27 protein-coding genes are annotated in these 25,955 nt (G+C 64.7%); 12 read left to right on the top strand and 15 right to left on the bottom strand.

Annotated elements, in window-relative coordinates; genetic code table 11:
* Nucleotides 1–11: 11 nt before the first annotated feature.
* A complete protein-coding gene (locus AC1RWL_RS30230; RefSeq protein ID WP_493097105.1) occupies nt 12–1,865 on the bottom strand; it encodes a M3 family oligoendopeptidase in 1,854 nt (617 codons plus the stop codon).
* Nucleotides 1,866–2,032: 167 nt separating this feature from the next.
* On the opposite strand from AC1RWL_RS30230, the gene AC1RWL_RS30225 reads away from it, so the two are divergent.
* Together AC1RWL_RS30225 and mepK are read left to right on the top strand one after the other, a co-directional pair.
* Nucleotides 2,033–3,565, top strand: a complete 1,533-nt coding sequence (locus AC1RWL_RS30225; RefSeq protein ID WP_256120949.1) for a sigma-54-dependent transcriptional regulator — start codon at nt 2,033–2,035, stop codon at nt 3,563–3,565.
* Nucleotides 3,566–3,761: 196 nt separating this feature from the next.
* The gene (gene mepK, locus AC1RWL_RS30220) at nt 3,762–5,546 is read left to right on the top strand and encodes a peptidoglycan L,D-endopeptidase MepK (RefSeq protein ID WP_439616192.1); all 1,785 of its coding nucleotides are present in this window, start codon (nt 3,762–3,764) and stop codon (nt 5,544–5,546) included.
* Between the two features lie 74 nt (nt 5,547–5,620).
* On the opposite strand, the gene AC1RWL_RS30215 is transcribed toward mepK, so the two are convergent.
* The 3 genes from AC1RWL_RS30215 to AC1RWL_RS30205 form a co-directional block, all read right to left on the bottom strand.
* Nucleotides 5,621–5,887, bottom strand: coding sequence for a DUF2312 domain-containing protein (locus AC1RWL_RS30215; protein ID WP_256120950.1), 267 nt, complete (start codon nt 5,885–5,887; stop codon nt 5,621–5,623).
* Between the two features lie 114 nt (nt 5,888–6,001).
* A complete protein-coding gene (locus AC1RWL_RS30210; RefSeq protein WP_493097106.1) occupies nt 6,002–6,307 on the bottom strand; it encodes a DUF1244 domain-containing protein in 306 nt (101 codons plus the stop codon).
* A 10-nt stretch (nt 6,308–6,317) separates the two neighbouring features.
* Nucleotides 6,318–7,106, bottom strand: coding sequence for an N-formylglutamate amidohydrolase (locus AC1RWL_RS30205; protein WP_493097107.1), 789 nt, complete (start codon nt 7,104–7,106; stop codon nt 6,318–6,320).
* A 297-nt stretch (nt 7,107–7,403) separates the two neighbouring features.
* On the opposite strand from AC1RWL_RS30205, the gene AC1RWL_RS30200 reads away from it, so the two are divergent.
* Both AC1RWL_RS30200 and pyk read left to right on the top strand, forming a co-directional pair.
* Nucleotides 7,404–7,880, top strand: coding sequence for a DUF1036 domain-containing protein (locus AC1RWL_RS30200; protein ID WP_413818683.1), 477 nt, complete (start codon nt 7,404–7,406; stop codon nt 7,878–7,880).
* Nucleotides 7,880–9,319, top strand: coding sequence for a pyruvate kinase (gene pyk / locus AC1RWL_RS30195; RefSeq protein ID WP_493097108.1), 1,440 nt, complete (start codon nt 7,880–7,882; stop codon nt 9,317–9,319). The genes AC1RWL_RS30200 and pyk overlap by 1 nt, the downstream gene beginning before the upstream one ends.
* A gap of 64 nt (nt 9,320–9,383) precedes the next feature.
* Here the strand turns inward: pyk and AC1RWL_RS30190 are convergent, their stop codons facing one another.
* From AC1RWL_RS30190 to AC1RWL_RS30165, 6 genes are all read right to left on the bottom strand, one after another.
* Nucleotides 9,384–10,391, bottom strand: coding sequence for an alpha/beta hydrolase (locus AC1RWL_RS30190; protein WP_493097167.1), 1,008 nt, complete (start codon nt 10,389–10,391; stop codon nt 9,384–9,386).
* A 106-nt stretch (nt 10,392–10,497) separates the two neighbouring features.
* Entirely contained in the window at nt 10,498–11,115 is a 618-nt protein-coding gene (locus AC1RWL_RS30185; RefSeq protein ID WP_439624055.1) for a tetratricopeptide repeat protein, read from the bottom strand.
* Between the two features lie 75 nt (nt 11,116–11,190).
* A complete protein-coding gene (gene ykgO / locus AC1RWL_RS30180; RefSeq protein ID WP_024271182.1) occupies nt 11,191–11,316 on the bottom strand; it encodes a type B 50S ribosomal protein L36 in 126 nt (41 codons plus the stop codon).
* A 158-nt stretch (nt 11,317–11,474) separates the two neighbouring features.
* A complete protein-coding gene (locus AC1RWL_RS30175) occupies nt 11,475–12,533 on the bottom strand; it encodes a 5-(carboxyamino)imidazole ribonucleotide synthase (RefSeq protein ID WP_493097109.1) in 1,059 nt (352 codons plus the stop codon).
* The gene (gene purE / locus AC1RWL_RS30170) at nt 12,530–12,997 is read right to left on the bottom strand and encodes a 5-(carboxyamino)imidazole ribonucleotide mutase (protein ID WP_256121020.1); all 468 of its coding nucleotides are present in this window, start codon (nt 12,995–12,997) and stop codon (nt 12,530–12,532) included. The genes AC1RWL_RS30175 and purE overlap by 4 nt, the downstream gene beginning before the upstream one ends.
* Before the next feature lie 57 nt (nt 12,998–13,054).
* Nucleotides 13,055–13,258 (bottom strand): YdcH family protein, encoded by a 204-nt coding sequence (locus AC1RWL_RS30165; protein ID WP_256120956.1) that lies wholly within the window; start codon nt 13,256–13,258, stop codon nt 13,055–13,057.
* A 216-nt stretch (nt 13,259–13,474) separates the two neighbouring features.
* Here AC1RWL_RS30165 and AC1RWL_RS30160 point away from each other — a divergent pair, with 216 nt between their 5' ends.
* Nucleotides 13,475–13,648, top strand: coding sequence for a YdcH family protein (locus AC1RWL_RS30160; RefSeq protein ID WP_256120957.1), 174 nt, complete (start codon nt 13,475–13,477; stop codon nt 13,646–13,648).
* Nucleotides 13,649–13,827: 179 nt separating this feature from the next.
* Here the strand turns inward: AC1RWL_RS30160 and AC1RWL_RS30155 are convergent, their stop codons facing one another.
* Nucleotides 13,828–14,088, bottom strand: coding sequence for an ArsR/SmtB family transcription factor (locus AC1RWL_RS30155; protein ID WP_435266206.1), 261 nt, complete (start codon nt 14,086–14,088; stop codon nt 13,828–13,830).
* Nucleotides 14,089–14,160: 72 nt separating this feature from the next.
* The gene (locus AC1RWL_RS30150) at nt 14,161–14,931 is read right to left on the bottom strand and encodes a sulfite exporter TauE/SafE family protein (protein WP_493097110.1); all 771 of its coding nucleotides are present in this window, start codon (nt 14,929–14,931) and stop codon (nt 14,161–14,163) included.
* A 106-nt stretch (nt 14,932–15,037) separates the two neighbouring features.
* Between AC1RWL_RS30150 and AC1RWL_RS30145 the strand changes: the two genes are divergently transcribed.
* The 6 genes from AC1RWL_RS30145 (at nt 15,038) to AC1RWL_RS30120 (ending at nt 21,751) form a co-directional block, all read left to right on the top strand.
* Nucleotides 15,038–15,691, top strand: a complete 654-nt coding sequence (locus tag AC1RWL_RS30145; protein WP_493097111.1) for a thiamine phosphate synthase — start codon at nt 15,038–15,040, stop codon at nt 15,689–15,691.
* An 8-nt stretch (nt 15,692–15,699) separates the two neighbouring features.
* Nucleotides 15,700–16,839: a tetratricopeptide repeat protein gene (locus AC1RWL_RS30140; RefSeq protein WP_493097112.1), complete on the top strand. Its 1,140-nt coding sequence runs from the start codon at nt 15,700–15,702 to the stop codon at nt 16,837–16,839.
* Nucleotides 16,840–17,020: 181 nt separating this feature from the next.
* Nucleotides 17,021–17,821, top strand: a complete 801-nt coding sequence (locus AC1RWL_RS30135; protein WP_256120962.1) for an inositol monophosphatase family protein — start codon at nt 17,021–17,023, stop codon at nt 17,819–17,821.
* 110 nt (nt 17,822–17,931) lie between these two features.
* The gene (locus AC1RWL_RS30130) at nt 17,932–19,011 is read left to right on the top strand and encodes a flagellar motor protein MotA (RefSeq protein ID WP_493097113.1); all 1,080 of its coding nucleotides are present in this window, start codon (nt 17,932–17,934) and stop codon (nt 19,009–19,011) included.
* Nucleotides 19,012–20,043, top strand: a complete 1,032-nt coding sequence (locus AC1RWL_RS30125; protein WP_256120964.1) for a peptidoglycan -binding protein — start codon at nt 19,012–19,014, stop codon at nt 20,041–20,043.
* Between the two features lie 64 nt (nt 20,044–20,107).
* Complete coding sequence (locus AC1RWL_RS30120) at nt 20,108–21,751, top strand: FAD-binding dehydrogenase (RefSeq protein WP_493097114.1); 1,644 nt, start codon at nt 20,108–20,110, stop codon at nt 21,749–21,751.
* Nucleotides 21,752–21,770: 19 nt separating this feature from the next.
* Here the strand turns inward: AC1RWL_RS30120 and AC1RWL_RS30115 are convergent, their stop codons facing one another.
* Both AC1RWL_RS30115 and AC1RWL_RS30110 read right to left on the bottom strand, forming a co-directional pair.
* Nucleotides 21,771–22,730, bottom strand: a complete 960-nt coding sequence (locus AC1RWL_RS30115; protein WP_305112926.1) for a Bug family tripartite tricarboxylate transporter substrate binding protein — start codon at nt 22,728–22,730, stop codon at nt 21,771–21,773.
* A gap of 128 nt (nt 22,731–22,858) precedes the next feature.
* Nucleotides 22,859–24,682 (bottom strand): ABC transporter transmembrane domain-containing protein, encoded by a 1,824-nt coding sequence (locus tag AC1RWL_RS30110; RefSeq protein WP_493097115.1) that lies wholly within the window; start codon nt 24,680–24,682, stop codon nt 22,859–22,861.
* A gap of 190 nt (nt 24,683–24,872) precedes the next feature.
* Between AC1RWL_RS30110 and rpmE the strand changes: the two genes are divergently transcribed.
* Complete coding sequence (rpmE, locus tag AC1RWL_RS30105) at nt 24,873–25,094, top strand: 50S ribosomal protein L31 (RefSeq protein ID WP_256120968.1); 222 nt, start codon at nt 24,873–24,875, stop codon at nt 25,092–25,094.
* Nucleotides 25,095–25,222: 128 nt separating this feature from the next.
* Here rpmE and rcdA read toward each other — a convergent pair whose 3' ends face one another.
* Entirely contained in the window at nt 25,223–25,741 is a 519-nt protein-coding gene (gene rcdA / locus AC1RWL_RS30100) for a protease adaptor protein RcdA (RefSeq protein ID WP_319321356.1), read from the bottom strand.
* Nucleotides 25,742–25,955 lie beyond the last annotated feature (214 nt).

Here is a 25,955-nt window from a genome sequence, read left to right as displayed (position 1 = left end):
TCCGGCTTCTTTTACGATGAGGCCTTATCAAGCGCTTCCAGCTCGTCGATCAGCCCCTCGATCATCGACAGTCCCTTGCTCCAGAACGACGGATCGCTCGCATCGAGGCCAAAGGGCTTCAGAAGCTCGGAGTGATGCTTGGTGCCGCCGGCCTTCAGCAGGTCGAAATACTTCGCCTGGAAGCCCGAATCCGCCTGCTGGTAGACGGCATAGAGCGAGTTCACCAGGCAATCGCCGAAGGCATAGGCATAGACATAGAAGGGCGAGTGAATGAAGTGGGGGATATAGGCCCAATAGGTCTCATAGCCCTCGGAAATCTTGATGGCCGGGCCGAGGCTTTCCTCCTGCACGGAGAGCCAGAGTTCGCCGATCTGGTCGGAGGTGAGTTCGCCTTCCTTGCGGGCAGTGTGCAGCTTACGCTCGAATTCGTAGAAGGCGATCTGGCGTACGACCGTGTTGATCATGTCCTCGACCTTCTGGGCGAGCATGGCCTTGCGCTCACGCTGGTCCTTCGTCTTGTCGAGCAGGCTGCGGAAGGTCAGCATCTCACCGAAGACGGAGGCGGTTTCGGCAAGTGTGAGCGGCGTCGACGCCATCAGCGCGCCCTGGCCGCCGGCCAGCACCTGGTGCACGCCGTGACCGAGTTCATGGGCGAGCGTCATCACGTCGCGCGGCTTGCCCATATAATTGACGAGCACATAGGGATGCGCGGAAGGCACCGTCGGGTGCGCGAAGGCGCCCGGCGCCTTGCCGGGGCGCACCGGCGCGTCGATCCAGCCATGGTCGAAGAAGCGTTTTGCAATATCGGCCATTTCCGGCGCGAAGGCGCTGTAGGCGGAGAGCACGGTGTCGCGCGCCTCGTCCCAGGAGATCGTCGCGTCCGATGTCTCGGGCAGCGGCGCATTGCGATCCCAGAACTGCATCTGCTCCATTCCGAGCCACTTCGCCTTCATCGCATAGTAGCGGTGGGAGAGGCGCGGATATGCTTCGCGCACGGCGGCGGCCAGCGCTGCGACCACCTCCGGCTCGACGCGGTTGGCCAGGTGCCGGCTGTCGGCGATGTCGGAAAAGCCGCGCCAGCGGTCGGAGATTTCCTTGTCCTTCGCGAGCGTGTTGGTGATCAGCGTGAAGGTGCGGATGTTCTCCTTGAAGGTCGCCGCGAGCGCCTGCGCCGCCTTGCGACGGGCCTCGCCATCGGGTGACTGGAGCTGGTTGAGGGCGATCTCCAGCGGCACTTCCTCACCGTCGATATCATAGCGCAGCGAGGCCATGGTCTCGTCGAACAGGCGGTTCCAGGCGGCCGCACCCGTCATCGATTTTTCGAGGAAAAGCTGCTCCGTCTTGTCGTCGAGCTGGTAGGGCTTGTCCTTGCGAAGGTCCTCAATCCAGGGGCGATAGTGCGCGGCAAGCGCATCCTTGTTAAGCGCCGCGTCGATGCGCTCGTCGGCTATCCTGTTGAGTTCAAGCGAGAAAAACAGGAGATGTGCACCGAGATCGGTCAGCTTCGACTGGACGTCGCCGTAGAACTTGCCGTTGGCCGGATCGGTCGTGTTGGTGAAATAGGTGAGGCCGGCGAAGGAGACGATGCGGCCGAGCAGGTCTTCCAGCGCCTCGAATTCGCGCACGGCGGCACCGATGCCCTCGTCGCCCGTCTTCTCGGTCGCGGCATCCAGCTTGCCCTTCCAACGGGCCTCGAAGGCGAGCGAATCCGCCTCGGCCTTCTTCATGTCGGACAGGAATTCCGGCGCGGTCGGCGAGGGGTAGAGATCGGTCAGATTCCAGCCGGGAAGGTCGCCCAGCTCGGCGGCAGCGGCGGCGTCGGCCGGCGCGAAGACGATGCGGGCTTCGGGGACATTACGGGTCATCTTCACTCTCTCTTCCAGGTGGTCGGATCGGTTGTCTTGCTTGCGTCGGCGTTGGTTAAAATGCAAGCCTTTCTCAAAACGGCATGTTCAACCCTTTCTGCCAAGGTCCGCTGGTGTTCAGTTCCCTTGGGCGTGCATGAGGCACGCCTCGAGGCAAGGAGGTTCCAGTGACGGCCCATATTCTTGTCATCGACGATGATCCTGTCCAGCGCAGGCTTTTGAAGAACATGATCGAGCGTTCCGGCCATGTCGCCCATATGGCGGAAAATGGTCGCGCCGGTCTCGATCTTCTCGATCGCAAGGGCGGTCTGATCAATGTGATTCTGCTCGACCTGATGATGCCGGAAATGAACGGCTCGGCCTTCCTCGAAGCACTCGGCGAGCGCGAGAACACCATTCCGGTGATCGTGCAGACCGGGCAGGGTGGCATCGAGACCGTCGTCATGGCCATGCGCGCCGGCGCGTTCGATTTCGTGGTGAAACCCGTCTCGCCGGAGCGTCTCAACACGGCGGTCGGCAATGCCTTGAAGATGGACCAGCGCGAAGGCCGCGGCCGCGGCGGGCGCCGCAATCGCAGCGAAACCGTGCATTTCGACGACATCGTTTCGGCAAGCCCGGAAATGCTGCGCGTCATCGAGCTCGGCCGCCGTGCCGCGCAATCGAACATTCCGGTCGTGCTGGAAGGCGAATCGGGCGTCGGCAAGGAAATGGTGGCGCGTGCCATCCAGGCGGCGAGCGAGCGGGCGCACAAGCCCTTCGTCACCGTCAATTGCGGCGCGATCCCGCACAATCTGGTCGAAAGCATCCTGTTCGGCCACGAGAAGGGCGCCTTCACCGGTGCCACGGAGCGCCACACCGGCAAGTTCATGGAGGCCGACGGCGGCACGCTGTTCCTCGACGAGATCGGCGACCTGCCGCTCGAGGTGCAGGTGAAGCTGCTGCGCGCCGTGCAACAGGGCGAGATCGAGACGATCGGCGCGCGCTTCCCGCAGAAGGTCAATGTCCGCCTCATTTCCGCGACCAACCGCGACCTCATCAACGAGGTACGCGAGGGCCGTTTCCGCGAGGACCTTTATTACCGCCTCAACGTCTTCCCGATCACCATCCCCGCGCTGCGCCGGCGCAAGGAGGACATTCCGGTTCTCGTGCGCGCCTTCGTGCAGCGTTTTGCCGGCGAGCAGAAGCTTGCCCGTCCGCTCGGCGTTTCGGCCGGCGCGATGGCGCTGCTGACGGCCTATGACTGGCCTGGCAACATCCGCCAGCTCGAAAACGCGATTTTCCGCGCTGTCGTGCTCTCGGAAGGGGCGGAGCTGAACGCGGCCGACTTCCCGCAGATCGCCGCACAGGTTCCGGGTTATGGCCTTGCCGAAGATGGCGCCGTGACCTGGGAGGCGGCGAACATCCGCACGCCCGAACCCGCCTCGGAATCGCGCCTGCCGAGCGTCTATCCGGACTTCCGGCCGAACGAATCAGTGAGCGCCGATGCCGGCGCCGACACCGCCATTTCCAGCGTCGACAAGGGCGGCCATGTGCGCAAGCTGGCCGAGGTGGAAGAGGAACTGATCCGCTTTGCCCTGAAGTTTTATCATGGCCAGATGAGCCAGGTTGCCCGAAAATTGGGCATTGGCCGCTCGACTCTCTATCGCAAACTGAAGGATTATGGCATCGACCCAGACAATCCGTTGAAAGAAGCTGCGTAAAAACCCTTGGAATCCCGGCCACTTGAGATTTCTTGATTGCCGTTTATTCCCTGTTAGTGGATTGTTCACTATAACGGGTGCGCGGTGATGAGTGTGGCGGATTTGCCATGCTCTCACCGCAATTGGCAGTCATCTGGGATAACGGACGTTCGTTGTCCTTCGGACGGGGAAAGAGTTGGCAAATTTGTTCGCATCGATGAAGCGCCCAGGGGCCACCCTGAGCAGCCTCTGCAAGAGAGTGTTGCACAAGCTGCCCAAGGCTTTGACCACGGCTGTCCTGTCGGCTGCCCTCATCCTGCCCACGGCCATTCCCGCGACGGTGCAGGCCGAGAGCGGCAATCGCACGCTCAAGCTCTATTTCATCCACACCAAGGAAAAGGCCGAGATCACCTTCAAGCGCAACGGGCGTTATGATGCGCGCGGCCTGAAGCAGCTCAGCCAGTTCCTGCGCGACTGGCGCCGCAACGAACCGACGAAGATGGACCCGCGTCTCTTCGACCTGGTTTGGGAAGTCTACCAGAAGGTCGGCGCCTCCGGTTACATCAACGTCGTCTCCGCCTATCGCTCGCCGGCAACGAACGGCATGCTGCGCTCGCGCTCCAAGGGCGTGGCCAAGAAGAGCCAGCACATGCTCGGCAAGGCGATGGACTTCTATATTCCGGGCGTCAAGCTCGCGACGCTGCGCGCCACCGCCATGAAATTCCAGGTCGGCGGCGTCGGCTACTATCCGACCTCTGGTTCGCCATTCGTGCATCTCGACGTCGGCAGCGTGCGTGCCTGGCCGCGCATGAGCCGCCAGGAACTGGTGCGCATCTTCCCGGATGGCAAGACCATGCACGTTCCGACCGATGGCAAGCCGCTGCCCGGCTACCAGCAGGCGGTCGCAGACTACAAGCGCCGTGTCGGCGCCAAGGAAATCCAGGTTGCCGGCGGCGGCTCGACGCCGACCGCGTCCAAGCGCAAGGGCGGCTTCCTTGCTGCCCTCTTCGGCGGCGGCGGCGACGAGGATGAAGAACCCGAAGCAATCGCCAGCGGCGAAGCGCTCGATGAAGGCGGTGCATCCGCCGGCGCGACGGCCAAGGCTGTCGAAGAGAAGAAGCCGGTCGTGACGGAAGCCGAGACGGAAGTGGCCTTCACCGCGCCCGTTCCGGGCAGCCGCCCCGCCTTCAAGACGGCCGAGACGACGAGCGAACTCGCTCTCGTCGCGCCGACGACGAGCGGCGCCGTTGCTGCCCTCGAAGCGGCCACGCCGGCCACGGTCGAGGAAGAACAGAAGCCTGAATTCGAGGACCTTGCCGCCTACAAGATCCCGCTTCCCGTCATGCTCGGTGCACGCACCGAGGCTGGCGACGCGGAACCGGGCACGGTGCTGACCGCCGAGGCGGCGACGGAAGCCACTGTCGAAGACGCCGAGGAACTGGCCATGGTGCCGGTGCCGGGCCTGCGTCCGGTCGCCGAGCTCGACCAGTCACAGACGGCGCTGATGGCTGCGGCCGAAGCCGACGTGGCGCTGCCGGTGACGGCGGATCGTTCCGGCCTTGCAGCACTCGCCGATCCGACGGCGGATGAATTCTCCGGCAATCCGGTCGAAATGGCGGCACTCGTCTCGACCAATAGCGGCAGCACGCGATCGCTTGCCGGCCTCGATGCCTTCGACGGCAAGCCGGCGGAAGAAACGCAGACCAAGGGCGGTCGTCCGAAGAAGAAGGATGCCGATGCGGCGAGCCGCGGCGCGATCCGCACCGAGCCGAAGCTGACGCAGAAGATCATCTCGCAGTGGGCGCTGAGTCAGAGCCGCGTCGAGACGCTCTCCAAGCCCGTCAAGGCGCCGCGTTTCGTCAGCCGCAAGCTGCGCGCCGCACCGACGACCGTCTACATGGCCGGCTTCCAGCCGGAGGGCAAGTCGATCGATGCCGGACGCTTCAGCGGCACGGCGGTGAACTTCATGGAAGTCCGCAAGTTCGAAGGCAGCCAGAACTAGCCGGCGAAACCATCCCATCAAAAAAGCCCGCCGGAGCGATCCGGCGGGCTTTTTCTTTGGTTTTCAGGAAAACCTTATTCGGCGTCCGCGGGTGCCGCGATCATGCCGAGGGCCTGGAGGTAGGTGTCGAGGATGGCTTCCTGCTCCATGCGCTCGTCCTTGTCCTGCTTGCGGATCTGGATGACCTTGCGCAGGATCTTGGTGTCGAAGCCGGTGCCCTTGGCTTCGCCATAGACGTCCTTGATGTCGTCGGCGATGGTTTTCTTTTCTTCCTCGAGGCGCTCGATCCGCTCGATGAACGCGCGAAGCTGGTCGCGGGCGACGCCGTGGGCATCCGACATGATAATCTCCTTGGGTAGACTTTGAAATTCGAAGGTGCCGTGACTTGCCGCGAACTTCCGGCAAGATCAAGGCCTATCGCGCGGTCCCCACCCATTTTCGTCGGGCCTGTGGCCTCATTCCTTCGGGCGGTTCACCTCGAAGGCGGCCTTCTGCGTGTCGCTCGCCTCACGCTGGTGAAGCGCGCGCCATTCGTCATAAGGCATGCCATAGACGATTTCGCGCGACGCTTCCTTGTCGAGGGCCACGCCCGCCTCGTTGGCCGCCTCGCGATACCAGTTCGACAGGCAGTTGCGGCAGAAGCCGGCGAGGTTCATCAGGTCGATGTTCTGTACGTCGCTGCGCTCGTTGAGGTGCTTCAGCAGGCGCCGAAAGGCGGCGGCCTCGAATTCGGTCTGCTGGTCCTTGCTCAGGTCGGTCATTTTCTTGGCCTCAATAGGGTCCGGTGCGGGACGGGAATATCTCGTATGTGTGCAGCGCCGGGTCCGCATTCAACCGGCCAAGGATGGGCGCGAGGCGTTCGACCCAGCGGGCGATGCCGGTTTCATTGCCGATCTCGTCCTGGCGGATTTCGATGAGCGCATGCGCAATGCCGGGCTTCATGCAATGGCGGAACATGGTGTCGCCACGCAGCGCGCCGTCATAGGGCTCGTTGTCGCCCACCACGACGTCGCCCAGCGCCTCCAGGCCGGCGAGCAGCGGGCGCACCGCGCGATGGTCGGTGTCCCACAGCACGGTCACTTGCCAGGGGCGGGCGACGCCCTTCCAGGCCGGCGTGAAGGAATGCATGGAGATGACGAGCGGTGCCTTGCCGGTGCGCGCCGCCACCGCGCCGATCGTGCGGGACACGGCATCGTGATAGGGGCGGTGGAAGGTCTCCAGCCGGTATTGCCATTCTTCGGGCGTGATCGGGTGGTTGCCTGGAACGATCGCACCGTCGGAAATGCGCATCACCAGCGTCGGGTCGTCCTCGCCGCGGTTGGGGTCGATCAGGAGGCGCGAGAAGCGGCTCATGACCACCGGTGCGTTCAGCCGGGCGTTGAGGCCGCGCACGACGCCTTCGACGCCGATGTCATAGGCGATGTGGCGCTGGAAGGCGCTGGCGGGCAGGCCGAGGCGGCCGTAGCGTTCGGGAAGGAGGTTCGTGGCGTGGTCCGCCAGGATGACCAGCCCGAGGCTGGTATCGCCGTCAATGATCTCGAAGGGAGGATGGTCCTGCATGACTTCAGCCGAATGTGCGCCGCCGATGCCGACTGATCGCACGGGGCGATGCGCCCCGCAAGGCGGGACGCCCGAGGTCGCCCGAATGATTACCCTTGTTGTCGTGAAAGTGTAATCGACCGCTGCATAGCTTCCCGTATCTAAAACGATGCAGGAAGCTATGCGGCAGATTGAAATTTCGACGGCGTCCTCCGGGCGTCATCGAATGACGCGCGGCGCAGTAGTGTTGCGTTGACATTCATGCCCCGCCGTCGCAAGAAAGCGCATATTCAAATCAACGGAGTTGCATCGGAAGCCGTGAGAGCCAAGAGCCACCGCCCGTTTTTCCCGAAAGCCCGCTGCCTTCTCCAGGCCGGCCTTTTCGTTTTCACGGGGTTCGCCGCCCTTTCCGCGCCGGATGAGGCGAAGGCCGATTTCCGCGTTTGCAACGGCACGCAGAACCTTGTCGGCGTTGCCATCGGTTACCGCGCCAAGGAAGGCTGGATGACCGAAGGCTGGTGGCAGGTGCCTGCCACGACCTGCGCCACGCTGATCGAGGGCGAGCTGCAGTCGCGCTACTATTACCTCTATGCCGAAGACGCCGCCCGCGGCGGCCGCTGGACCGGCGACGTCAACATGTGCGTTGCCGAAAACGAGTTCAAGATCACCGGTGTGCAGGATTGCTTCGCTCGCGGTTTCCAGCGCATGGGCTTCAAGGAATATGACACGGGCCGACAGGGGAGCTGGATGGTGCAGCTCTCAGATACGCCAGGGACCCAGGAAAGCCAGAACTGATGAGACGGAACAGAAAAGTCAAAATCCTCGCGACGCTCGGACCTGCTTCGTCCGACGAGCAGATGATCCAGAAGCTGCATGAGGCGGGAGCCGACCTGTTCCGCATCAATATGAGCCATGCCAGCCATGACGTGATGCGCACGCTGATCAGCCGCATCCGCGCCGTCGAAGCCCGTTGCGGCCGCCCGATCGGCATCCTCGCCGACCTGCAGGGTCCCAAGCTGCGCGTCGGAAAGTTTGCCAATGGCTCGGAAGAGCTGAAGCCCGGCCAGACCTTCACGCTCGACAACAAGGACGTGCCCGGCGACAACACGCGTGTCTTCCTGCCGCATCCGGAAATCCTCGAATCGGTCAAGGCCGGCGACCGCCTGCTGATCGACGACGGCAAGCTGCATCTGCGCGCAGAATCCGCTGACGGCAAGGCGATCGTCTGCACCGTCGTTTCCGGCACCAAGATCTCCGACCGCAAGGGCGTCAGCCTGCCCGACACGCTGCTCGCCGTCGGCGTGCTGACCGAGAAGGACCGCGTCGACCTCGATGCCGTGCTTGCGACCGGCAGCGTCGACTGGGTGGCCCTTTCCTTCGTCCAGCGTCCCGAGGACCTGGCCGAAGTGCGCAAGATCGCGCGCGGCCGCGTCGGCATCATGTCGAAGATCGAAAAGCCGCAGGCGATCGAACGCATCGAGGAGATCATCGAGCTTTCCGACGCCCTCATGGTGGCGCGCGGCGACCTCGGCGTGGAAATGCCGCTGGAAGCCGTTCCGGGCATCCAGAAGCAGCTTATCCGCGCCTGCCGCCGCCAGGGCAAGCCGGTCGTCGTCGCCACGCAGATGCTGGAATCGATGATTTCCGCCCCGGTGCCGACGCGCGCCGAAGTCTCGGACGTCGCGACCGCCGTCTTCGAAGGCGCCGACGCCATCATGCTGTCGGCCGAATCCGCCTCCGGCGCCTATCCGGTCGAGGCCGTCTCCACCATGGCGTCCATCGCCAGCACGGTCGAACGCGACCCGCACTATCCGGGCATCATCTATGCCCAGCGCTCGACGCCGGAAGCGACCGGTGCGGATGCCATCTCGCTTGCTGCCCGCCAGATCGCCGAGACGCTGAAGCTGTCGGCCATCGTCTGTTACACCTCGTCGGGCACCACGGGCCTGCGCGCCGCGCGCGAGCGGCCGGAAGTGCCGGTTCTGGCGCTTTCGCCGGTCATCGAGACGGCGCGCCGCCTCTCGGTCGTCTGGGGCCTGCACTGCGTCGTCACGGGTGACGCGGAAGACCTCGACGACATGGTCAACCGCGCCTGCCGCATCGTCGTGACCGAAGAGTTCGGCAAGCCGGGCGACCGCATCATCATCTCCGCCGGCGTGCCGCTGCGCACGCCCGGCGCGACCAACATGCTGCGCATCGCCTATATCGGCGCCGACGGCGTCAGCGGCGTCTGATCCGGGCTCTTCTGTCTACGCAATTCCGGACGGAAAACCGCTCCACACTTTTCCTGGAATTGCTTTACTCCTGATGATCCTTTGCAAGGCGGGCTTCGGCCCGCCTTGCTGATTCTTGCAGGTCGCGGTCCCTGCCGGCGATCTTTTCCAGTGCCTCGATGGCGAGGTCTGTCACCACATAATCCGGCTTGTGGCCGAGGTTGCGGATCCAGACGAGTTCCGACCCCGCGATGTCGCGCGCCAGCCCGCGCGAGTGGATTTCCTCATAGACGACGCCATCCGTATCGCCGGTGACGATGACCGTCGGCGTGCGGATCTCGGCATAACGCGGCTGCACGCGGCGGACATAGTCCAAAAGATTGGCGACGTCGGTGGCGTTGTTGCGGAAGGCGGCGGGGCGCAGCACCAGGGCGGGGGCCGTCGCCTCCATGTAGTCGTCCGTGCGGGCATTCGGCGCGAAGACGAAGCGCGTGCCGCTGTCGATGCGCGACAGGCCGGCGGGCAGCGCGACGAGGCGGGTGAAGAGCCAGCCGATGACCGGCATCTTCGCAAGGTCATAGTACCAGTCGACGCCGCCCGGCCAGGGGTGGGTCGCAGGCGCCAGGAAGAGCAGGCCAGCCGTCTTGTCCGGATGTTCCAGCGCGAAGCTCGCCGCGATGGCGCCGCCGAAGGAATGGCCGACGATGATCGCCTTCGCGATGCCGCGTTTTTCCATCAGCCGGGCGATGACGTGGGCCTGACCGTCCGGCCAGGCATTTTCCGGCCCGCCGCGCTCCGAATAGCCGTGGCCCGGCCGGTCGAGGAAGAGCAGGTCGGCACGGCCCTCCAGCTTTGCCCGGAAGGCATGCATCTGGTCGCGCAGGTTGCCGCTGGCGCCATGGATGAAGACGATCGGCGGCAGATCGGCCTTCTCGCCGGCGGGCACGAAGACACTGTTCAGCCGCAGGCCGCCGACATCGATCAGTTCGCCGACGTTGGGAAATTGCCGCTCGATCGCCCGCGCCTTCCATGCCGTGAAGGCATAGAGGGCGAACGCGAGGACGACGGGAGCGGTGAGGATGGCAAGCAGCATGAGGCGGAAAGGGGAGGGCAAGGAAGGGTCCGGTTTTCCTGTCAGATAGCCGATCTACGCAATCGGCGCCATGCCGGTTCACTTGCCGGGGTTCTACGGGTCAGGGTTATGTGCGCTGGCCGGTCAGCTTTTCCGCGAGGTCGCCCATTTCCTTCTGCGCCTGCCGCTCGGTCGGGTAGACCTCCAGGAAGCGCTCCCAGGCCTTCATCGCCATCTCATCGCGCCCGGTCTGCGCCATGATCGCGGCCATGCCGGCGAGCGCGCCGAAATGCCGGGGCTCGATGGCGAGCACGCGGTTTATGTCGGACATCGACTTGCGGTAGTTGCCGAGCTTGAAATGCAGCGTCGCCCGGCGGTTCCAGCCCTCGACATAGTCCGGCTTCAGGCGAATCGCTTCATCAAGGAAATCGAACGCGGCGGCGTTCTTTTCCTCGGAGATGGCCTTGTCGGCCCATTGGATGAGGAGGTTGATGCTGGCGCTGCCGGAATCCTGCCATTCCCGGCGGATCTGGTCGGCGATGCCGCGCGCGGCATCCGGATTTCCCTCGTGTTTCAACTCGTCGAAGAGTTTTTCGAGCCGCTGGGCGTGCGTCGTGAACGCACCGGAGGCGGCGCCAGTGGAGGCCTTGTCCACCGTCTGCGCAAGCGCAACGGTCGGCGGCGAACCGGCAAGGGCGAGGGAAAGGCAGACTGTGGCAAGCATGAAAAAGCGCATGGCGGTCATGGTAGACCGCCATCGCCGAACTTCAAATCAATATTTCTCGATCATCACACCCCAAGGGCGGCGACCGGCGCCGTATCAGCCCTGACGAGCCTTGAAGCGCGGGTTCTGCTTGTTGATGATGTAGATGCGGCCCTTACGGCGAACAAGGCGGTTTTCGCGGTGGCGAGCCTTGAGCGACTTGAGCGAATTCTTGATCTTCATTTTTCTGATCCGCGTATTGCAGGGCGACACGAGTTCGCCGGATTTCTTCAATCAAAAACGCGCCGTTTCGGGCGCGCTTTCGGGTTGGCAGGCATGTACCCCGTCACATTTCCGCTGTCAACCATCGAGGCCGGTTTTCCAACCGCCGCGACGTCGTTTCAGTCGAGAATCTGCGTGATATGCCCCATCTTGCGGCCGGGACGCGCTTCCGTCTTGCCGTAGAGATGCACGAGAACGCCGGGCCGCGCGAGCCAGGCGGGAACGTCGTTGATGTCGTCGCCGATGAGATTCTGCATCACGCAATCCGAATGGCGGCGGGGATCGCCCAGCACATGGCCGGCCACGGCGCGGATATGCTGCTCGAACTGCGAGACAATGCAGGCGGCCTCCGTCCAGTGGCCGGAATTGTGCACGCGCGGAGCGATCTCGTTGGCGACCAGTCCGCCATCCTGCAGCACGAAGAACTCGACGCCGATGACGCCGACATAGCCGAGCTGGTCGAGTATGGCGCGCGCCGCCTTGCGGGCCTGGTCGGCCGTTGCCTCGTTGACGCCTGCGGGCAGGGTGGAAGTGTGCAGGATGCCGTTCAGGTGGACGTTTTCCGCCGGATCGTAGCAGGCGATGGTGCCGTCGCGGTCGCGCGCTGCGATGATCGAGATCTCGCGCTCGAAGGGCACGAGGCTTTCGAGGATCAGCGGCACGCCGCCGAGCGCCTCGAAGGTGCCCTCGCGGCTTTCGGCCGGCGAGCGGAACATGCGCTGCCCCTTGCCGTCATAGCCGAGCCGGCGGGTTTTCAGCACGCCGACGCCGCCGAAGCGGTCGAGGGCGGCTTCGAGGTCGGCCTGGCTGTCCACGGCGGCGAAATCGGCGGTGACGATGCCGCAATCGCGGATGAAGGTCTTTTCGACGAGCCGGTCTTGCGAGACTTCCAGCGCGCGCGGCGGCGGATAGACCGGAACGGTCTTCGCCAGCGCCTCGGCGGCGGAAACCGGCACGTTCTCGAATTCGTAGGTCACGACGTCGGAGACCCGGGCGAGTTCGGAGAGCGCATCCGGGTCGTCATAGGCCGCGACGATCTGGGCGTTGGCGACCTGTGCGGCCGGACAATCGGCCTGCGGTTCGAGGATGACGGTGCGCAGGTTGAGGCGCGCGGCGGCCATGGCGAGCATGCGGCCGAGCTGGCCGCCGCCGATGATGCCGATCGTGCGAACGCTCATAGCGGGCCGTCCACGGGATATTCGGCAACCGCGTTGGACTGGTTCTCGCGCCATTCGTCGAGCCGGTGGGCGAGTTCGGGATCGCTCAGTGCCAGCACGGCGGCGGCAAGCAGCGCGGCGTTGACCGCGCCCGCCTTGCCGATCGCCAGCGTCCCGACCGGAATGCCGGCCGGCATCTGCACGATGGAGAGCAGGCTATCCTGGCCGGAGAGCGCCTTGGACTGGACCGGCACACCGAAGACCGGCAGCGGCGTCATCGCCGCCGCCATGCCGGGCAGGTGCGCCGCACCACCGGCGCCGGCGATGATGATCTTGAAGCCTTCCGCCTTCGCACCCCGCGCAAAACTGTAGAGCCGGTCCGGCGTGCGGTGCGCCGAAATGATGCGTGCCTCGTAATCGACGCCAAGTGCGTCGAGCGTATCGGCGGCATTCTTCATCGTTTCCCAGTCGGACTGGCTTCCCATGATGATGGCGACGGGGGGCGTTTCTGTGGTGTCCAAGGCTTCTCGTCCGGTTTTTTATCAGGCGATGATGTCGGGGATGATCAGGTCTTCAATCTTGGAAATCTTGTCCTTGATGACCAGTTTCTTCTTCTTCATGCGCTGGATTCTGAGGGCTTCGCAGCCGATCTGGATCATGGCGTTGATCGCGGCATCATAGTCTTCGTGTTCTTGCCTCAGCCGTGCAACGGCAAGCCGCAATTCAGCCTGGTCCTGGTCTGGCATGCTATTCGTTCCCCGTCGTCGGAGGCGCGGCTGACCCGCGTCCCCCAGCCTGTATGAAGGCTGCTCGTACCACGAAACCCCTGGTAACGGGAAGTTATCCCTCGCCACGTTTTCGCCTTCGACAAATGAAAAATGACATGGCACACTGAAACTGTTGCAACCTGGACCACCCGGCGTGCGAATGACCGGGTGCAAGCAAAAGGAAGGAACTGTCACATGACGATTGAGGCTCATCTGGCCACGCTCGAAAAGAAGCACTTCGCTCTGGAAGAGGAGTTGCATGAAGCGATGAACCAACCTTCTTCTGAAGATCGTACGATCGCCGACATCAAGCGTCGCAAGCTGCGCATCAAGGATGAGATCGAGCGTCTTCGCTCCTCAACTCACTGAAAGACAGGGATTTTTCCAAAGTTACAGATGGAGTGACGGTCGCGAAACAGTTGGTCTGAATGGGAGGACCAGGGTAGGAGCCCAATTCGCGAAACTGCCTCCGGTAAACGTAATCATAGACAAGCAGGCGCCCTGGCCGTCGATCGACGCGCCGGGGCGTTCTGTTTTGGAACGGGTGTTCAGGACCAGAACTGGTCGAGCCAGAGATTGAGCCTGTCGAAGCCCTTGGCATTGATCGCGTAGATGCGCCTGGTGCCCTCGGATTTGACGCTGACGAGATTGCAGTCGAGCAGGGCCTTGAGGTGTTGCGACACCGCCGGGCGGCTGATGGGCAGGCCCTCGGAGAGCTCGTTGACCGTGCGGGGCGCGCGGCGCAGCTCCTCCAGCAGGAACCTGCGGTTGGGATCGGCAATCGCAGAGAAGGGGTCCGGGTGCGCCATGGCCGAAAGCTATGGCAAAGCAGCATGTGCGGCAAGCTTTTTGTGCGCTGCGAAGAGCCTGAATTTCAGGCCTCAGAGAATGGCCACGACGCCGTCATAGACGAGCTTCAGGCCGGCGATGAAGGCCATGGCATACATGAAGGGATAGAAGACATCCGGCTTCATGCGCTTGACGGCAAAACCGCCGAGCGCCGTCGTCGCGATCGCCAGCGGCACGAGCGTCGCCGAGATCGTCAGGTTCGTCGTATCGAGCTGGCCGAGCGCGAAATAGGGGCCGAGCTTGATGAAGTTGATGATCGCGAAGAAGCGGACCGCCGCACCCGTATAATCGCGCGGCGGCAGTTTCAGCGGAAGGCCGTAGACCTGGAAGGGTGCACCGCCGGAATGGGCGACGAAGCTGCCATAACCGGCAAGCGTGCCGAAGAAGGCGGCGGGCACGACGCGGTGCGGTTTCGGCTGGACAACATAGCCGTGGCGCGCGCGGTAGCTGTTGTAGAAGTAGCGGATGGCGAAGAGCACGGTGATGACGCCGATGATAAGGCGCAGCGCATCGCGCGGCACATAGGCCGACGTCGCCCAGCCGATCGCCACGCCGACTAACGCCCCGGGCAGGAGCATCTTCAGGAGCGTGCGGTCGTTGTGGTCGCGCCAGATCCACAGCGAGACGATATCCATGACGACGAGGATCGGCAGCAGGATGGCGGCGGCCTGCACCGGCGGAACGGCCATGGCGAGGATCGGCACGCCCATCAGCGCCAGCGCCTCGCCCATGCCGCCCTTCGTCATGCCGACGAGGATGACGGCGGGTATGGCGGCGTAGTAGATTGAGGGGTCGATGGACATGGAGGGCGATTGATCCTGTTGGTTCTTCCGTCTATCCGCTTTGATCTGTTATGACGAGCCCCGAAGGCCGCGACCGGCCGCTGAAATTCAAGGAAGTGCAACATCCATGTCTGACGTCGAATCCCGCTGCCGCCTGGTGCTGATCCTTCCCGAGGGCGAGGACCTGTCCGCGCGTGCCGCGATGCTGGAGGGCGCGCTGAAGGGCGGCGACGTCGCCTCGGTGATTCTGCCGCAATATGGGCTCGACGACAGCCAGTTCCAGAAACATGCCGAGGCGCTGGTGGCGATCGTCCAGCAGGCGGGAGCGGCGGCGCTCGTCGCCGGCGACACGCGCGTGGCCGGCCGGGTGAAGGCCGACGGCATCCATGTGACGGGCGGCGCGCAGGAGCTGGGCGAAGTGATCGAAAAATTCACGCCGCAGTTCATCGTCGGCGGCGGCAATGCGACCGACAGGCACAAGGCGCTGGAGATCGGCGAGGTGCAGCCGGACTATATCTTCTTCGGCAAGATCGGCGGCGACATCAAGCCGGAGGCGCATCCCAAGAACGTGGCGCTCGCCGAATGGTGGGCGTCGATGATCGAGATCCCCTGCATCGTGCTCGGCGGTGCCGATCCGCAGTCGGCGCTGGCTGTCGCCGAGGCCGGGGCGGAGTTCGTGGCGCTCGACAAGGCGGTTTTTGCCGACCCCGCGCAGGCGCCGCATGTGGTGGCCGCGGTCAACGCGCTGCTTGACGAAAAAGCGCCACGGTTTGGGCAATAGTAGGCACCATGATCAGGGTCCTCTTCTTGCAAGCTTGCCGTATCGCGCCGGTGGCGTTCCTCGCCACGGGCGTTTTCGTGGCCGCGCCCTCTTGGGCGCAGACGGCCAAGAAGGGCCCGTCCGTCACCGCCGGCGATAACGGAACGATGCCGAAGAAGGACACCGTGGTGGAGACCGCGCCGGCCTCCGCGGAAGAGACGCCCATCAAGACGGAGGAGGACAAGCCCGCCGACGGCCCGTCGACCGGCCTTTCCGTGCTCGATCGCATGGGCGCGGACCTGCCGGCGCTGCCGGCGGAAAAGCCGTTTACCGGCAAGATCGACGAGGCGTTCGGCGCCTTCCAGCGCGGCCGTTACCTGACGGCGATGGAGCTTGCCCTGCCGCGCGCCCAGCTCGGCGACCCGGCGGCGCAGACGCTGGTGGCGGAAATCCTCGACCGCGGCCTCGGCGTCAAGCGCAATCGCGAACAGGCGATGTTCTGGTACGAGCAGTCGGCCAATGGCGGCGACCCGACCGGCATGTTCAAATATGCAATCCTGCTGATGGAGCGCTCGCGCTCCAAGGAGGACCGCGCCAAGGCCGACGAGCTGATGAAGAAATCGGCCGATCTCGGCAATGCCTCGGCGCAGTTCAACTACGGGCAGGTGCTGGTGGCGGATTCCCCGGGCGAGAAGGGCCTTGCGGCCGCACTCCCCTATTATGAGAAATCCGCGGAACAGGGCATTGCGGACGCGCAATATGCCGTCTCGCAGATCTACCTCAACCTGAAGGGCCTGCCGGAGGAAAAGACGAAGCGCGCGCGCGAATGGCTGCTTCGCGCCGCCCGCGCCGGCTACGACACCGCCCAGCTCGATCTCGGCATCTGGCTGGTGAACGGCACGGGCGGCGAGCGCGACTATGATGCCGGCTTCAAATGGCTGAAGCGCGCGGCCGATGGCGGCAATCCGGTCGCCCAGAGCAAGCTCGCCCAGCTCTACATCCACGCGCTTGGAACGAAGCCCGATCCGATCCAGGCGGCCAAATGGTTCGTGCTGGCGCGCCGCGCCGGGCTCAACGATCCCTTGCTCGAAGATTTCTATCTCGGCCTCAACGACGACCAGCAGAAGGCGGCGGTCGACGCCGCAAACAAGTACCGCTCGGGCTCCTGAAGCCTCCCGCATTTACCCTGTTGCGCGATTGCATACCCTGCATTGCAGCGGATGCAGGGGCTGAAGGCTTGAAACTTCGGGGGATTTGTGGTCTTGAGGCGCCATATTCCGGTCCTGGCGCGTTTTCGCGCCGCGGCTTGCCGTTCCGAAGCGCCGGACATTCCCGAAGGATTTTTGTTACATGGCTCGTTCAGCACTTCTCAACGTCATGGTTCAGGCCGCCTTCAAGGCCGGCAAGTCGCTCGCCCGCGATTTCGGTGAAGTGCAGAACCTGCAGGTTTCGCTCAAAGGCCCCGGCGACTACGTCTCGCAGGCCGACCGCAAGGCCGAGAAGCTGCTGCGCGAAGAACTGCTGAAGTCGCGGCCCACCTATGGCTTCCTCGGCGAGGAATCCGAGGAGATCATCGGCACGGACGGCGCGCATCGCTGGATCGTCGATCCGCTCGACGGCACGACCAACTTCCTGCACGGCATTCCGGCCTTCGCGGTCTCGATCGCGCTGGAGCGCAATGGCGAGATCGTCGCGGCCGTGGTGCTGAACCCGGCGACCGACGAACTCTTCACCGCCGAGCGCGGTGGCGGTGCCTTCGTCAACGATCGCCGCCTGCGCGTCGCGGCCCGCAAGAACCTGTCGGATGCCGTCATCGGCTGCGGCGTGCCGCATCTCGGCCGCGGCAACCACGGCAAGTTCCTCGTCGAGCTGCGCCATGTCATGGGCGAAGTCGCCGGCATGCGCCGCCTCGGCTCCGCCTCGCTCGACCTCGCCTATGTCGCCGCCGGCCGTTTCGACGGTTTCTGGGAGCGCGACCTCATGCCCTGGGATCTCGCAGCCGGCCTTCTCCTGATTCGCGAAGCCGGCGGTTATGCAACCGATCTCGACGGCGGCAATGCCATGTTCGATACCGGCACAGTGGTCGCCGGCAACGAATATATCCACAAGGCGCTGCGCGACGTGGTGCATCGCCCGGTGCCGACGCGCTAACAGCGTGTGATAGCGGCGCTTTCCTGCGCCGCTGTGGCCGGCAAGCCCTTCAATTCGGCATAATCTTCCTCTAGTCTCCCGCCCGACCGAGGAAGTGGAGATGCGACTACATGGCTAAGCTGGCGCTGTCGGGTTGGGGAGGGTCGGCCGAGTCCGGGGACGATTATCCCCACAAACTCTCGAGCCCCATGGCGTTCTTCTGGACGATGGTGATCTTCCTCATCATCGTCGGGTTCGTCGCCGCCATTCTCTTCCGCCAGGCGCAATCGGCCTTCCTCAGCAATCCGGGTCTCAACGGCCTCATCATCGGCGTGCTGCTGATCGGCATCCTGCTGGTGTTTAACCATGTGCTGGCGCTTCGCCCGGAAGTGCGCTGGTTCAATTCCTTCCGCGCGGCAGGCAGTGCGGAAAAAGTCGGCCGCGACCCGGTGCTGCTCGCGCCGATGCGTTCGCTGATCGGCCGGCGCCATTCGATGGCGCTGTCGACCGCGGCGCTGCGCTCCATCCTCGATTCCATCGCCACCCGCCTCGACGAATCGCGTGATACGTCGCGCTACCTCATCGGCCTGCTCGTCTTCCTCGGCCTGCTCGGCACCTTCTGGGGCCTGCTCGGCACGATCGGCTCGATCAGCGCGGTCATCCAGTCGCTCGATGCCGGCGGCGGCACGGCGAACGATATTCTCACCGCCCTCAAGGAAGGCCTCTCCGCGCCGCTCGAAGGCATGGGCACGGCCTTCTCCACCTCGCTCTTCGGCCTTGCGAGCTCGCTGATCCTCGGCTTCCTCGATCTCCAGGCCGGCCGCGCGCAGAACCGCTTCTATACCGAGCTGGAAAACTGGCTCTCCTCCGTCACCGATGTCGGCTCGGAGCTCCAGCCGGCTGCCGACCTCGCGGCGTCGTCCGCCACCGACGTGCAGGCGCTGGCCCAGCAGATCCTGAAACTCGCGCAGGAAGGCGGCGCCGGCCGCTCGACCGCGGCGATGGCGAGCCTTGCGGAAGGCATCCAGGGTCTCGTCAAGAACATGCGCAGCGAGCAGCAGATGCTGCGCGACTGGATCGAGGCGCAGCAGGAGGAATCGAAGGCGCTGCGCCGCACGCTCGACAGGATCGCGGCGCGCAGCGGTGAAAAGGCCGTGGAGAAACTGCCGGACCGCGTGACGGAAAAAGCCCACAAGGCCGGGGGCGAATAAATGGCGCTCGCCCGCAACCGGCGCAGCCAGCGGACGGTCGACTACTGGCCGGGTTTCGTCGATGCGCTGTCGACGCTGCTGCTGTCCATCATGTTCCTGCTCACCGTCTTCGTGCTGGCGCAGTTCTTCCTGAGCCGCGAAATCTCCGGCAAGGACGACGTGCTGAACCGGCTGACCAGCCAGATCAACGAGCTGACGCAGCTCCTGGCGCTGGAAAAGAGCGGCAAGCAGGATCTGGAGGATTCGCTCGCCAATCTCCAGGCCTCGCTCGCCCAGTCGGAAAGCGACCGCACGCGCCTGCAGCAATTGCTCGATAGCGGCGCCGGCGCTTCCGATGTCGCAACGGCCCGCGCGACCACGCTGGAAGGCGAGCTAGATGCAGAAAAGCAGGTGACAGCGCGCGCCATGAGCCAGATCGAGCTGCTCAACCAGCAGATCGCGGCGCTGCGCAGCCAGATCGCCGCCGTCGAGGAAGCGCTCCAGGCCTCCGAGGCGAAAGACCAGTCCTCGCAGGCGAAGATCGCCGATCTCGGCCGGCGCCTCAACGTCGCACTGGCGCAGCGTGTGCAGGAACTCAACCGCTACCGCTCCGACTTCTTCGGCCGCCTGCGCGAAATCCTCTCCGACCGCGAAAACATCCGCATCGTCGGCGACCGCTTCGTCTTCCAGTCGGAAGTGCTGTTCCCCTCGGGCGGCAATGAGCTGAACGCGGAAGGGCAGGCGGAGATGGGCAAGCTCGCCACCGCGCTGCTCGACCTTTCGCGCGAAATCCCCGCCGAAATCAACTGGGTGCTGCGCGTCGACGGCCATACCGACAATGTGCCGCTCTCCGGCACGGGCCGCTACCGCGACAACTGGGAACTCTCCTCCGCCCGCGCGACCTCCGTAGTGAAATTCCTCATTGCCAACGGCGTGCCGGCCAACCGCCTCGTCGCGGCAGGTTTCGGCGAGTTCCAGCCGATCGCCGAGGGGCAGGACGATGCAGCGCGCGCCACCAACCGTCGTATCGAGTTGAAGCTCACCGAACGATAATCGCTTTCGTTGATCTTACGCAGACGTGCGCGTAAGTTTTCCCGATAGGGCGGGAGGCTTTGCTGTGGATTGCGATCTGTTGGTAATCGGGGCGGGGCTTGCGGGCCTCGTGGCGGCGACGGAGGCGGCGGGCCGAGGGCTCAAGGTCATCGTCATCGACCAGGAGGGTGAGCAGAGCCTTGGCGGGCAGGCCTTCTGGTCGCTCGGTGGATTGTTCTTCATCGACAGCCCGGAACAGCGGCGCCTGCGCATCCGCGACACGCTCGCGCTCGCCCGGCAGGACTGGTTCGGCTCGGCGGGTTTCGATCGTCCGGAGGATCATTGGCCGCGTCTGTGGGCGGATGCCTATCTCGATTTCGCCAGCGGCGAGAAACGCGCATGGCTGCACGCCATGGGCATGCGCTGGTTTCCCGTCGTCGGCTGGGCGGAGCGTGGCGGCGGGCTTGCCACCGGCCACGGCAATTCGGTGCCGCGCTTTCACGTCACCTGGGGCACCGGCCCGGGTGTGCTGGCGCCTTTCCTCCGGCGGGCCGAGGCGTTGCGCGTCTCCAAGGCGCTCTTCTTCCGCTTCCGCCATCGGGTGGACGGCCTCATCGTCGAGAATGGCGCGATCGTCGGCGCGCATGGCGCGGTGCTGAAGCCGGACAATGCCGGGCGGGGCCGGTCGACCTCACGCGAGGCCGTGGGCGATTTCAGCCTGCGCGCCGGCGCAGTGCTCGTCGCCTCCGGGGGTATCGGCGGCAATCCGGATCTCGTGAGGCAGAACTGGCCGCGCGAGCGTCTCGGCGAGCCGCCGGGTTTCATGGTGAGCGGCGTGCCGGCCCATGTCGACGGGCGCATGCTGGCGATTGCGCAGGCCGCCGGCGGCTCCGTCGTCAATGGTGACCGTATGTGGCATTACACAGAGGATCTCCGGAACTGGGATCCGATCTGGCCGGGCCATGGCATCCGTATCCTGCCGGGGCCGTCTTCGCTCTGGCTCGATGCGACGGGCCGGCGTTTTCCCGCACCCGCCATGCCGGGTTTCGACACGCTGGCAACGCTAAAGGCGATCCGGGCGACCGGCCATGACCACAGCTGGTTCATCCTGACGCGGGCGATCATCAAGAAGGAATTCGCGCTCTCCGGCTCCGAGCAAAACCCCGATCTCACCGGCAAGGACATCCCGCTGCTGCTGAAACGCCTCGGCCGGAATCCGCCCGGCCCGGTGCAGGCCTTCATGGACAAGGGCGCGGATTTCGTGGTGCGCAACGATCTCGGCGATCTCGTCTCCGCCATGAACGGGCTCACCTGCGAGCCGCTTCTGGACGTCGCGCAGGTGCGGGCCGAAGTGGAGGCGCGCGACCGGGAGCTCGACAACCCCTTTTCCAAGGATGCGCAGGTCACCGCGATCCGCGGCGCGCGCGTCTATCTCGGCGACAGGCTGATGCGCACGGCACGGCCACACCGCCTGCTCGACCCGAAAGCCGGGCCGCTGATCGCCGTGCGGCTCAACATTTTGACGCGCAAGACGCTGGGCGGCTTGCAGACCAATCTGTCCGGACAGGTGCTGGAACTTTCCGGCAAGCCCGTGCCGGGCCTCTATGCGGCGGGCGAGGCGGCCGGTTTCGGCGGCGGCGGCCTGCATGGCTACAATGCGCTGGAGGGCACGTTCCTCGGCGGCTGCCTGTTTTCCGGCCGCGTGGTGGGAAGGGCGGTCGGCGCCTGAAAGCGCCGACCGGAAGCGATCAATCCATCTGGATCTTGGCGCCTTCGACGACCGGCTTCCACTTGGCGAGCTCGGCGGTCACATGTTTGCCGAGTTCCTCCGGCGTCGAGCCGACGATCGTCGCGCTGAACTCCTTCATGCGCTCGATGACGGCGGGGTCCTTCAGCGTATTGTTGGCCGCCTCATTCAGCTTGGCGACGACCTCCGTCGGCGTGCCGGCCGGCGCGAAGAGCGCGTTCCACGTATAGGTCTCGTAGCCCGGAATGCCGGATTCCGCGATGGTCGGCACATCCGGGAAGGAGGCGGCGCGTTCCTTCGTCGTGACGGCGAGCGCGCGCAGCGTGCCGGCCTTGATATGGGCGGAGGAGGAGGGCAGGTTGTCGAACATGATCGGGATCTGGTTGCCGATCACGTCGTTCAGCGCCGGGCCGGAGCCCTTGTAGGGCACATGCTGCATGCTGACGCCGGCCATGCTCTTGAACAGTTCGCCGGAAAGGTGCAGCGGCGTGCCGTTGCCCGACGAGGCGTAGCTGTAGCCCTGCGGATCGGCCTTCAGCAGCGCCAGCAGTTCCTCGACATTCTTCGCCGGCAGTTCCGGGTTCACCACCAGCACATTCGGCACGACGACGAGGAGCGAGACGGGCGCAAAGTCCTTTTCCGCATCATAGGGTTTGGTCTTGAGGATGAGCGGGTTCAGCGCGTGGGTGGCGACGGTTCCCATCAGGATCGTGTAGCCGTCCGGGTCCGCGCGCGCCACGCGGTCCGCACCGAGGCTGCCGCCGGCACCGCCGACATTTTCCACGATGACCTGCTGGCCAAGCCCTTCCGACATCTTCTGCGCGATGATGCGCGCGACCACGTCCGTCGAGCCGCCGGCGGCGAAGGGCACGACGAGCGTGATGGTCCGGTCGGGAAATTGCTGGGCGCTGGCGGGCAGGCCGAGTGCCAGAGATGCCAGCACGGTGGTGCCGAGGGCCATGAGGGTACGGCGGGTGATCGTCGAAAATGCCACGGGGTTCTCCTCCCAAGAGTGACGCGGGCCAAGAGTGACGCAGGTCGCCCCTTCACAATAGGGCGGCACGCCGGGGAGGCAAGGGCAGAGGACGGTTAACTCGCCGCGCGGTCTTCCCCAAGGAAGGCCTGGCCGCCGTGATCGAACTGCAACCGGGCGAGGCGGGCATAGAGCCCGTCCTGGCGGATCAGCGACTGGTGCGTGCCCTCCTCGACGACGCGGCCCGCCTCCATGACGAGGATGCGGTCGGCCTTAAGCACGGTCGCGAGCCGGTGCGCGATGACGATCGTCGTGCGCTTGCCCATCTGGCCGTCGAGCGCCTTCTGCACCAGCGTCTCGCTTTCGGCGTCCAGTGCGGAGGTCGCCTCGTCGAGCAGCAGCAGGGGGGCGTCCTTGAGGATGGCGCGGGCAATGGCGATGCGCTGGCGCTGGCCGCCGGAAAGCGTCACGCCGCGTTCGCCGACCATCGTGTCGTAACCCTTGTCGAGACGGGCAATGAACTCTTCCGCTTGTGCGGCGCGGGCGGCGGCCTGCACGGCCGCGTCGCTGACATTCGTCAGGCCGAAGGCGATGTTGTCGCGGATCGTTGCGGCGAAGATGGTGACATCCTGCGGCACCAGCGCGATGCGGCGGCGCAACTCTTCCGGGTCGGCGGCGCGCAGGTCCACGCCGTCAAGGGTGATCGTGCCGGCATCGGGATCGTAGAAGCGCAGGACGAGCGAGAGAATCGTGCTCTTGCCGGCGCCGGAGGGGCCGACGATGGCAACGGTTTCGCCGGGTTTCACCGCGAAGCTCAGGCCGTTGACGCTGCGATAGCCGGGGCGGGCGGGATAGGAGAAGTGCACGTCCTCGAAGGCGAGTTCGCCGCGGGCGGGCTGCGGGAGTGCGACGGGATTGGCAGGCGCCTTGATCGCCGGGTTTTCGGCGAGCAGTTCCGTCAGGCGCTCGGCGGCACCGGCGGCCTGCGACAGCTCGCCCCACACTTCGGAGAGCGCGCCAAGGCTGCCGGCGGCGAAGACGGCGTAGAGCAGGAACTGGCCGAGCGTGCCGGGAGAAAGATTGCCGGCGAGCACGTCACGGGCGCCGAACCACAGGACGGCGACGACGGAGCCGAAGATCATGGCGATCGCAAAACCCGTGAGCAGCGAGCGGGCGCGGATCGCGGCGCGGGCGGCCTCATAGGCGCTTTCGACATTGCCGAAGAAGCGGGCGCGGGCGGCCTCTTCCGCATTGAAGGCCTGGAGCGTGCGCGTCGCGCCGATCGCCTCGCCGGCATAGGCGGAGGCTGCGGCCAGCGTATCCTGCGCCTCGCGCGAGCGGCGGCGCACGGAGCGGCCGAAGGCGACGAGCGGGAAGACGATGACCGGAATGGCGGCGATGACGAGGCTGGACAGTTTCGGGCTGGTATAGACCATCATCGCGATGGCACCCAGACAGAGGATGAGATTGCGCAGTGCGACCGAGGCCGTGGCGCCGACGGCGGACTTGATTTGCGTCGTATCGGCGGTCAGCCGCGAGACGATCTCGCCGGATTGATTGACGTCGAAGAAGGCAGGCGACAGCTTCGTCACATGGGCGAAGACGTCACGGCGCAGATCCGCGACGATGCGCTCGCCGAGCGTGATGACGAAATAGTAGCGCATGCCGCTCGCAACCGCGAGCAGGCCGGCCAGCACGAAGAGCATCATGAAATAGGTGTTGATGAAGCCGGCATCGGCGCCGGAAAAGCCGTGGTCGATCATGCGGCGCACGGCGAGCGGCAGGATGAGCGTCGTGATGGCGGCCATGACGAGCGCCACGAGCGCGCCGGCGACGAGGCCGCGATAGCGGCCGATATAGGGAAGGAGCCTGCCCAGCGGACGGACGGTCCGGCGCTCGGTTTTGCCCGGCGCGGTTGCTTCTCTGTCTGCGGACACCATACCCCCGTTTCCAGTGCCTGGCGGCACGAATTGTCTTTCGGCTCTTGTTATCCAGACGGCCTTCATGTATAGGCTCGCCATCGAATTGGGAAGCCGTAGGTCTAGCCGACCGCGGCTTCATTTACGTCTTTGGCCCCGCTGTCGCAATGCGTTGCGACAAATGGCCCCCGGAACAAGCAGGAAGATTGTCATGAAGGCTGATATCCATCCCGACTACCACGTCATCAAGGTCGTCATGACCGACGGCACCGAGTACGAAACCCGCTCGACCTGGGGTTCGGAAGGCGCAACGATGAACCTCGAAATCGACCCGACCTCGCACCCGGCCTGGACCGGCGGCAACCAGCAGATGCTGGACCGCGGCGGCCGCGTTTCCAAGTTCAAGAAGCGTTTCTCGGGCCTCGGCCTCTAATCTGCTTCTCCTTGACGGTTTCAAGAACCCGGCTTCGGCCGGGTTTTTTGTTGCCTGTTTTTGCCCGTGCGACAAAAACAAAAAACCCGGCCGAAGCCGGGTCCTGTCATGTCGTCTGCAACGGTCGCTCAGTTGTTGCCGAAGGCGGTCTGCAGCAGGTTGAGCTGGGCCTGGACGCTGTTCTGGTTGTCCGGTGCGAAGGTCTGGACGTCCTGCGGCCGGTAGATTTCGCGGTCGAGCAGGGCGATGCGGTTCTGCAGGCGCAGCGACCGTTCGATCAGGTCGCGGAAGGCTTCCGGCAGGTCGTTCCAGCCGGGCGCGGTCTTGTCGACGTTGAAGCTGTCGAGGCGCACCTTGTTCTTTTCCGAGAGAACCTGGTCGCGGCTCATCTCGCCATTGTTGACGGCGCGCTGGAGCAGCAGCCAGGAGGCCATCTGCATCAGGCGGGTGGTGAGCCGCATCGATTCCGCTGCATAGAGCACGGAGGCCATGCGGGGCAGAACCTTTGAGGCCTGGCGGCCGACGCCGTCCAGGTAGCTTGCCGTTTCCTCGACGAGACCCATGCCTTCGGCGTACAGGGACTTGAATTGCGCCGACGACGCAACATGGCCAGCGAAGCTGACGGTATTCAATCCACGATCGGACATGGTGTCATCCCTGTTGAACGCATCACAATGCAGGTAACGGAAGGTGAGGGCTCTGTGTTCCGAGCCGCCCTTTTATGTCTCAAGGATGATCCCATAACCTAATTCGCGCAAGGGCATTCTTAATAAAGGGTTAATCTCCACAATTGTTTCGGCACAGGTGCCTTGGGCGCCCCCGCGCAAACAAAAAAAGAGCCGCGGAAAGCGGCTCTCAAGG

Source organism: Shinella sp. GW821-FHT10F02 (assembly GCF_058809275.1).
This window is presented reverse-complemented; position numbering and strand designations above follow the sequence as displayed.

Coding starts and splice junctions, on each gene's coding strand:
- AC1RWL_RS30230 (WP_493097105.1), bottom strand. CDS start 1,865: ATGACCCGTAATGTCCCCGAAGCCCGCATCGTCTTCGCGCCGGCCGAC.
- mepK (WP_439616192.1), top strand. CDS start 3,762: ATGAAGCGCCCAGGGGCCACCCTGAGCAGCCTCTGCAAGAGAGTGTTG.
- AC1RWL_RS30215 (WP_256120950.1), bottom strand. CDS start 5,887: ATGTCGGATGCCCACGGCGTCGCCCGCGACCAGCTTCGCGCGTTCATC.
- AC1RWL_RS30210 (WP_493097106.1), bottom strand. CDS start 6,307: ATGACCGACCTGAGCAAGGACCAGCAGACCGAATTCGAGGCCGCCGCC.
- AC1RWL_RS30205 (WP_493097107.1), bottom strand. CDS start 7,106: ATGCAGGACCATCCTCCCTTCGAGATCATTGACGGCGATACCAGCCTC.
- pyk (WP_493097108.1), top strand. CDS start 7,880: ATGAGACGGAACAGAAAAGTCAAAATCCTCGCGACGCTCGGACCTGCT.
- AC1RWL_RS30190 (WP_493097167.1), bottom strand. CDS start 10,391: ATGCTGCTTGCCATCCTCACCGCTCCCGTCGTCCTCGCGTTCGCCCTC.
- AC1RWL_RS30185 (WP_439624055.1), bottom strand. CDS start 11,115: ATGACCGCCATGCGCTTTTTCATGCTTGCCACAGTCTGCCTTTCCCTC.
- ykgO (WP_024271182.1), bottom strand. CDS start 11,316: ATGAAGATCAAGAATTCGCTCAAGTCGCTCAAGGCTCGCCACCGCGAA.
- AC1RWL_RS30175 (WP_493097109.1), bottom strand. CDS start 12,533: ATGAGCGTTCGCACGATCGGCATCATCGGCGGCGGCCAGCTCGGCCGC.
- purE (WP_256121020.1), bottom strand. CDS start 12,997: ATGGGAAGCCAGTCCGACTGGGAAACGATGAAGAATGCCGCCGATACG.
- AC1RWL_RS30165 (WP_256120956.1), bottom strand. CDS start 13,258: ATGCCAGACCAGGACCAGGCTGAATTGCGGCTTGCCGTTGCACGGCTG.
- AC1RWL_RS30160 (WP_256120957.1), top strand. CDS start 13,475: ATGACGATTGAGGCTCATCTGGCCACGCTCGAAAAGAAGCACTTCGCT.
- AC1RWL_RS30155 (WP_435266206.1), bottom strand. CDS start 14,088: ATGGCGCACCCGGACCCCTTCTCTGCGATTGCCGATCCCAACCGCAGG.
- AC1RWL_RS30150 (WP_493097110.1), bottom strand. CDS start 14,931: ATGTCCATCGACCCCTCAATCTACTACGCCGCCATACCCGCCGTCATC.
- AC1RWL_RS30145 (WP_493097111.1), top strand. CDS start 15,038: ATGTCTGACGTCGAATCCCGCTGCCGCCTGGTGCTGATCCTTCCCGAG.
- AC1RWL_RS30140 (WP_493097112.1), top strand. CDS start 15,700: ATGATCAGGGTCCTCTTCTTGCAAGCTTGCCGTATCGCGCCGGTGGCG.
- AC1RWL_RS30135 (WP_256120962.1), top strand. CDS start 17,021: ATGGCTCGTTCAGCACTTCTCAACGTCATGGTTCAGGCCGCCTTCAAG.
- AC1RWL_RS30130 (WP_493097113.1), top strand. CDS start 17,932: ATGGCTAAGCTGGCGCTGTCGGGTTGGGGAGGGTCGGCCGAGTCCGGG.
- AC1RWL_RS30125 (WP_256120964.1), top strand. CDS start 19,012: ATGGCGCTCGCCCGCAACCGGCGCAGCCAGCGGACGGTCGACTACTGG.
- AC1RWL_RS30115 (WP_305112926.1), bottom strand. CDS start 22,730: ATGGCCCTCGGCACCACCGTGCTGGCATCTCTGGCACTCGGCCTGCCC.
- AC1RWL_RS30110 (WP_493097115.1), bottom strand. CDS start 24,682: ATGGTGTCCGCAGACAGAGAAGCAACCGCGCCGGGCAAAACCGAGCGC.
- rpmE (WP_256120968.1), top strand. CDS start 24,873: ATGAAGGCTGATATCCATCCCGACTACCACGTCATCAAGGTCGTCATG.
- rcdA (WP_319321356.1), bottom strand. CDS start 25,741: ATGTCCGATCGTGGATTGAATACCGTCAGCTTCGCTGGCCATGTTGCG.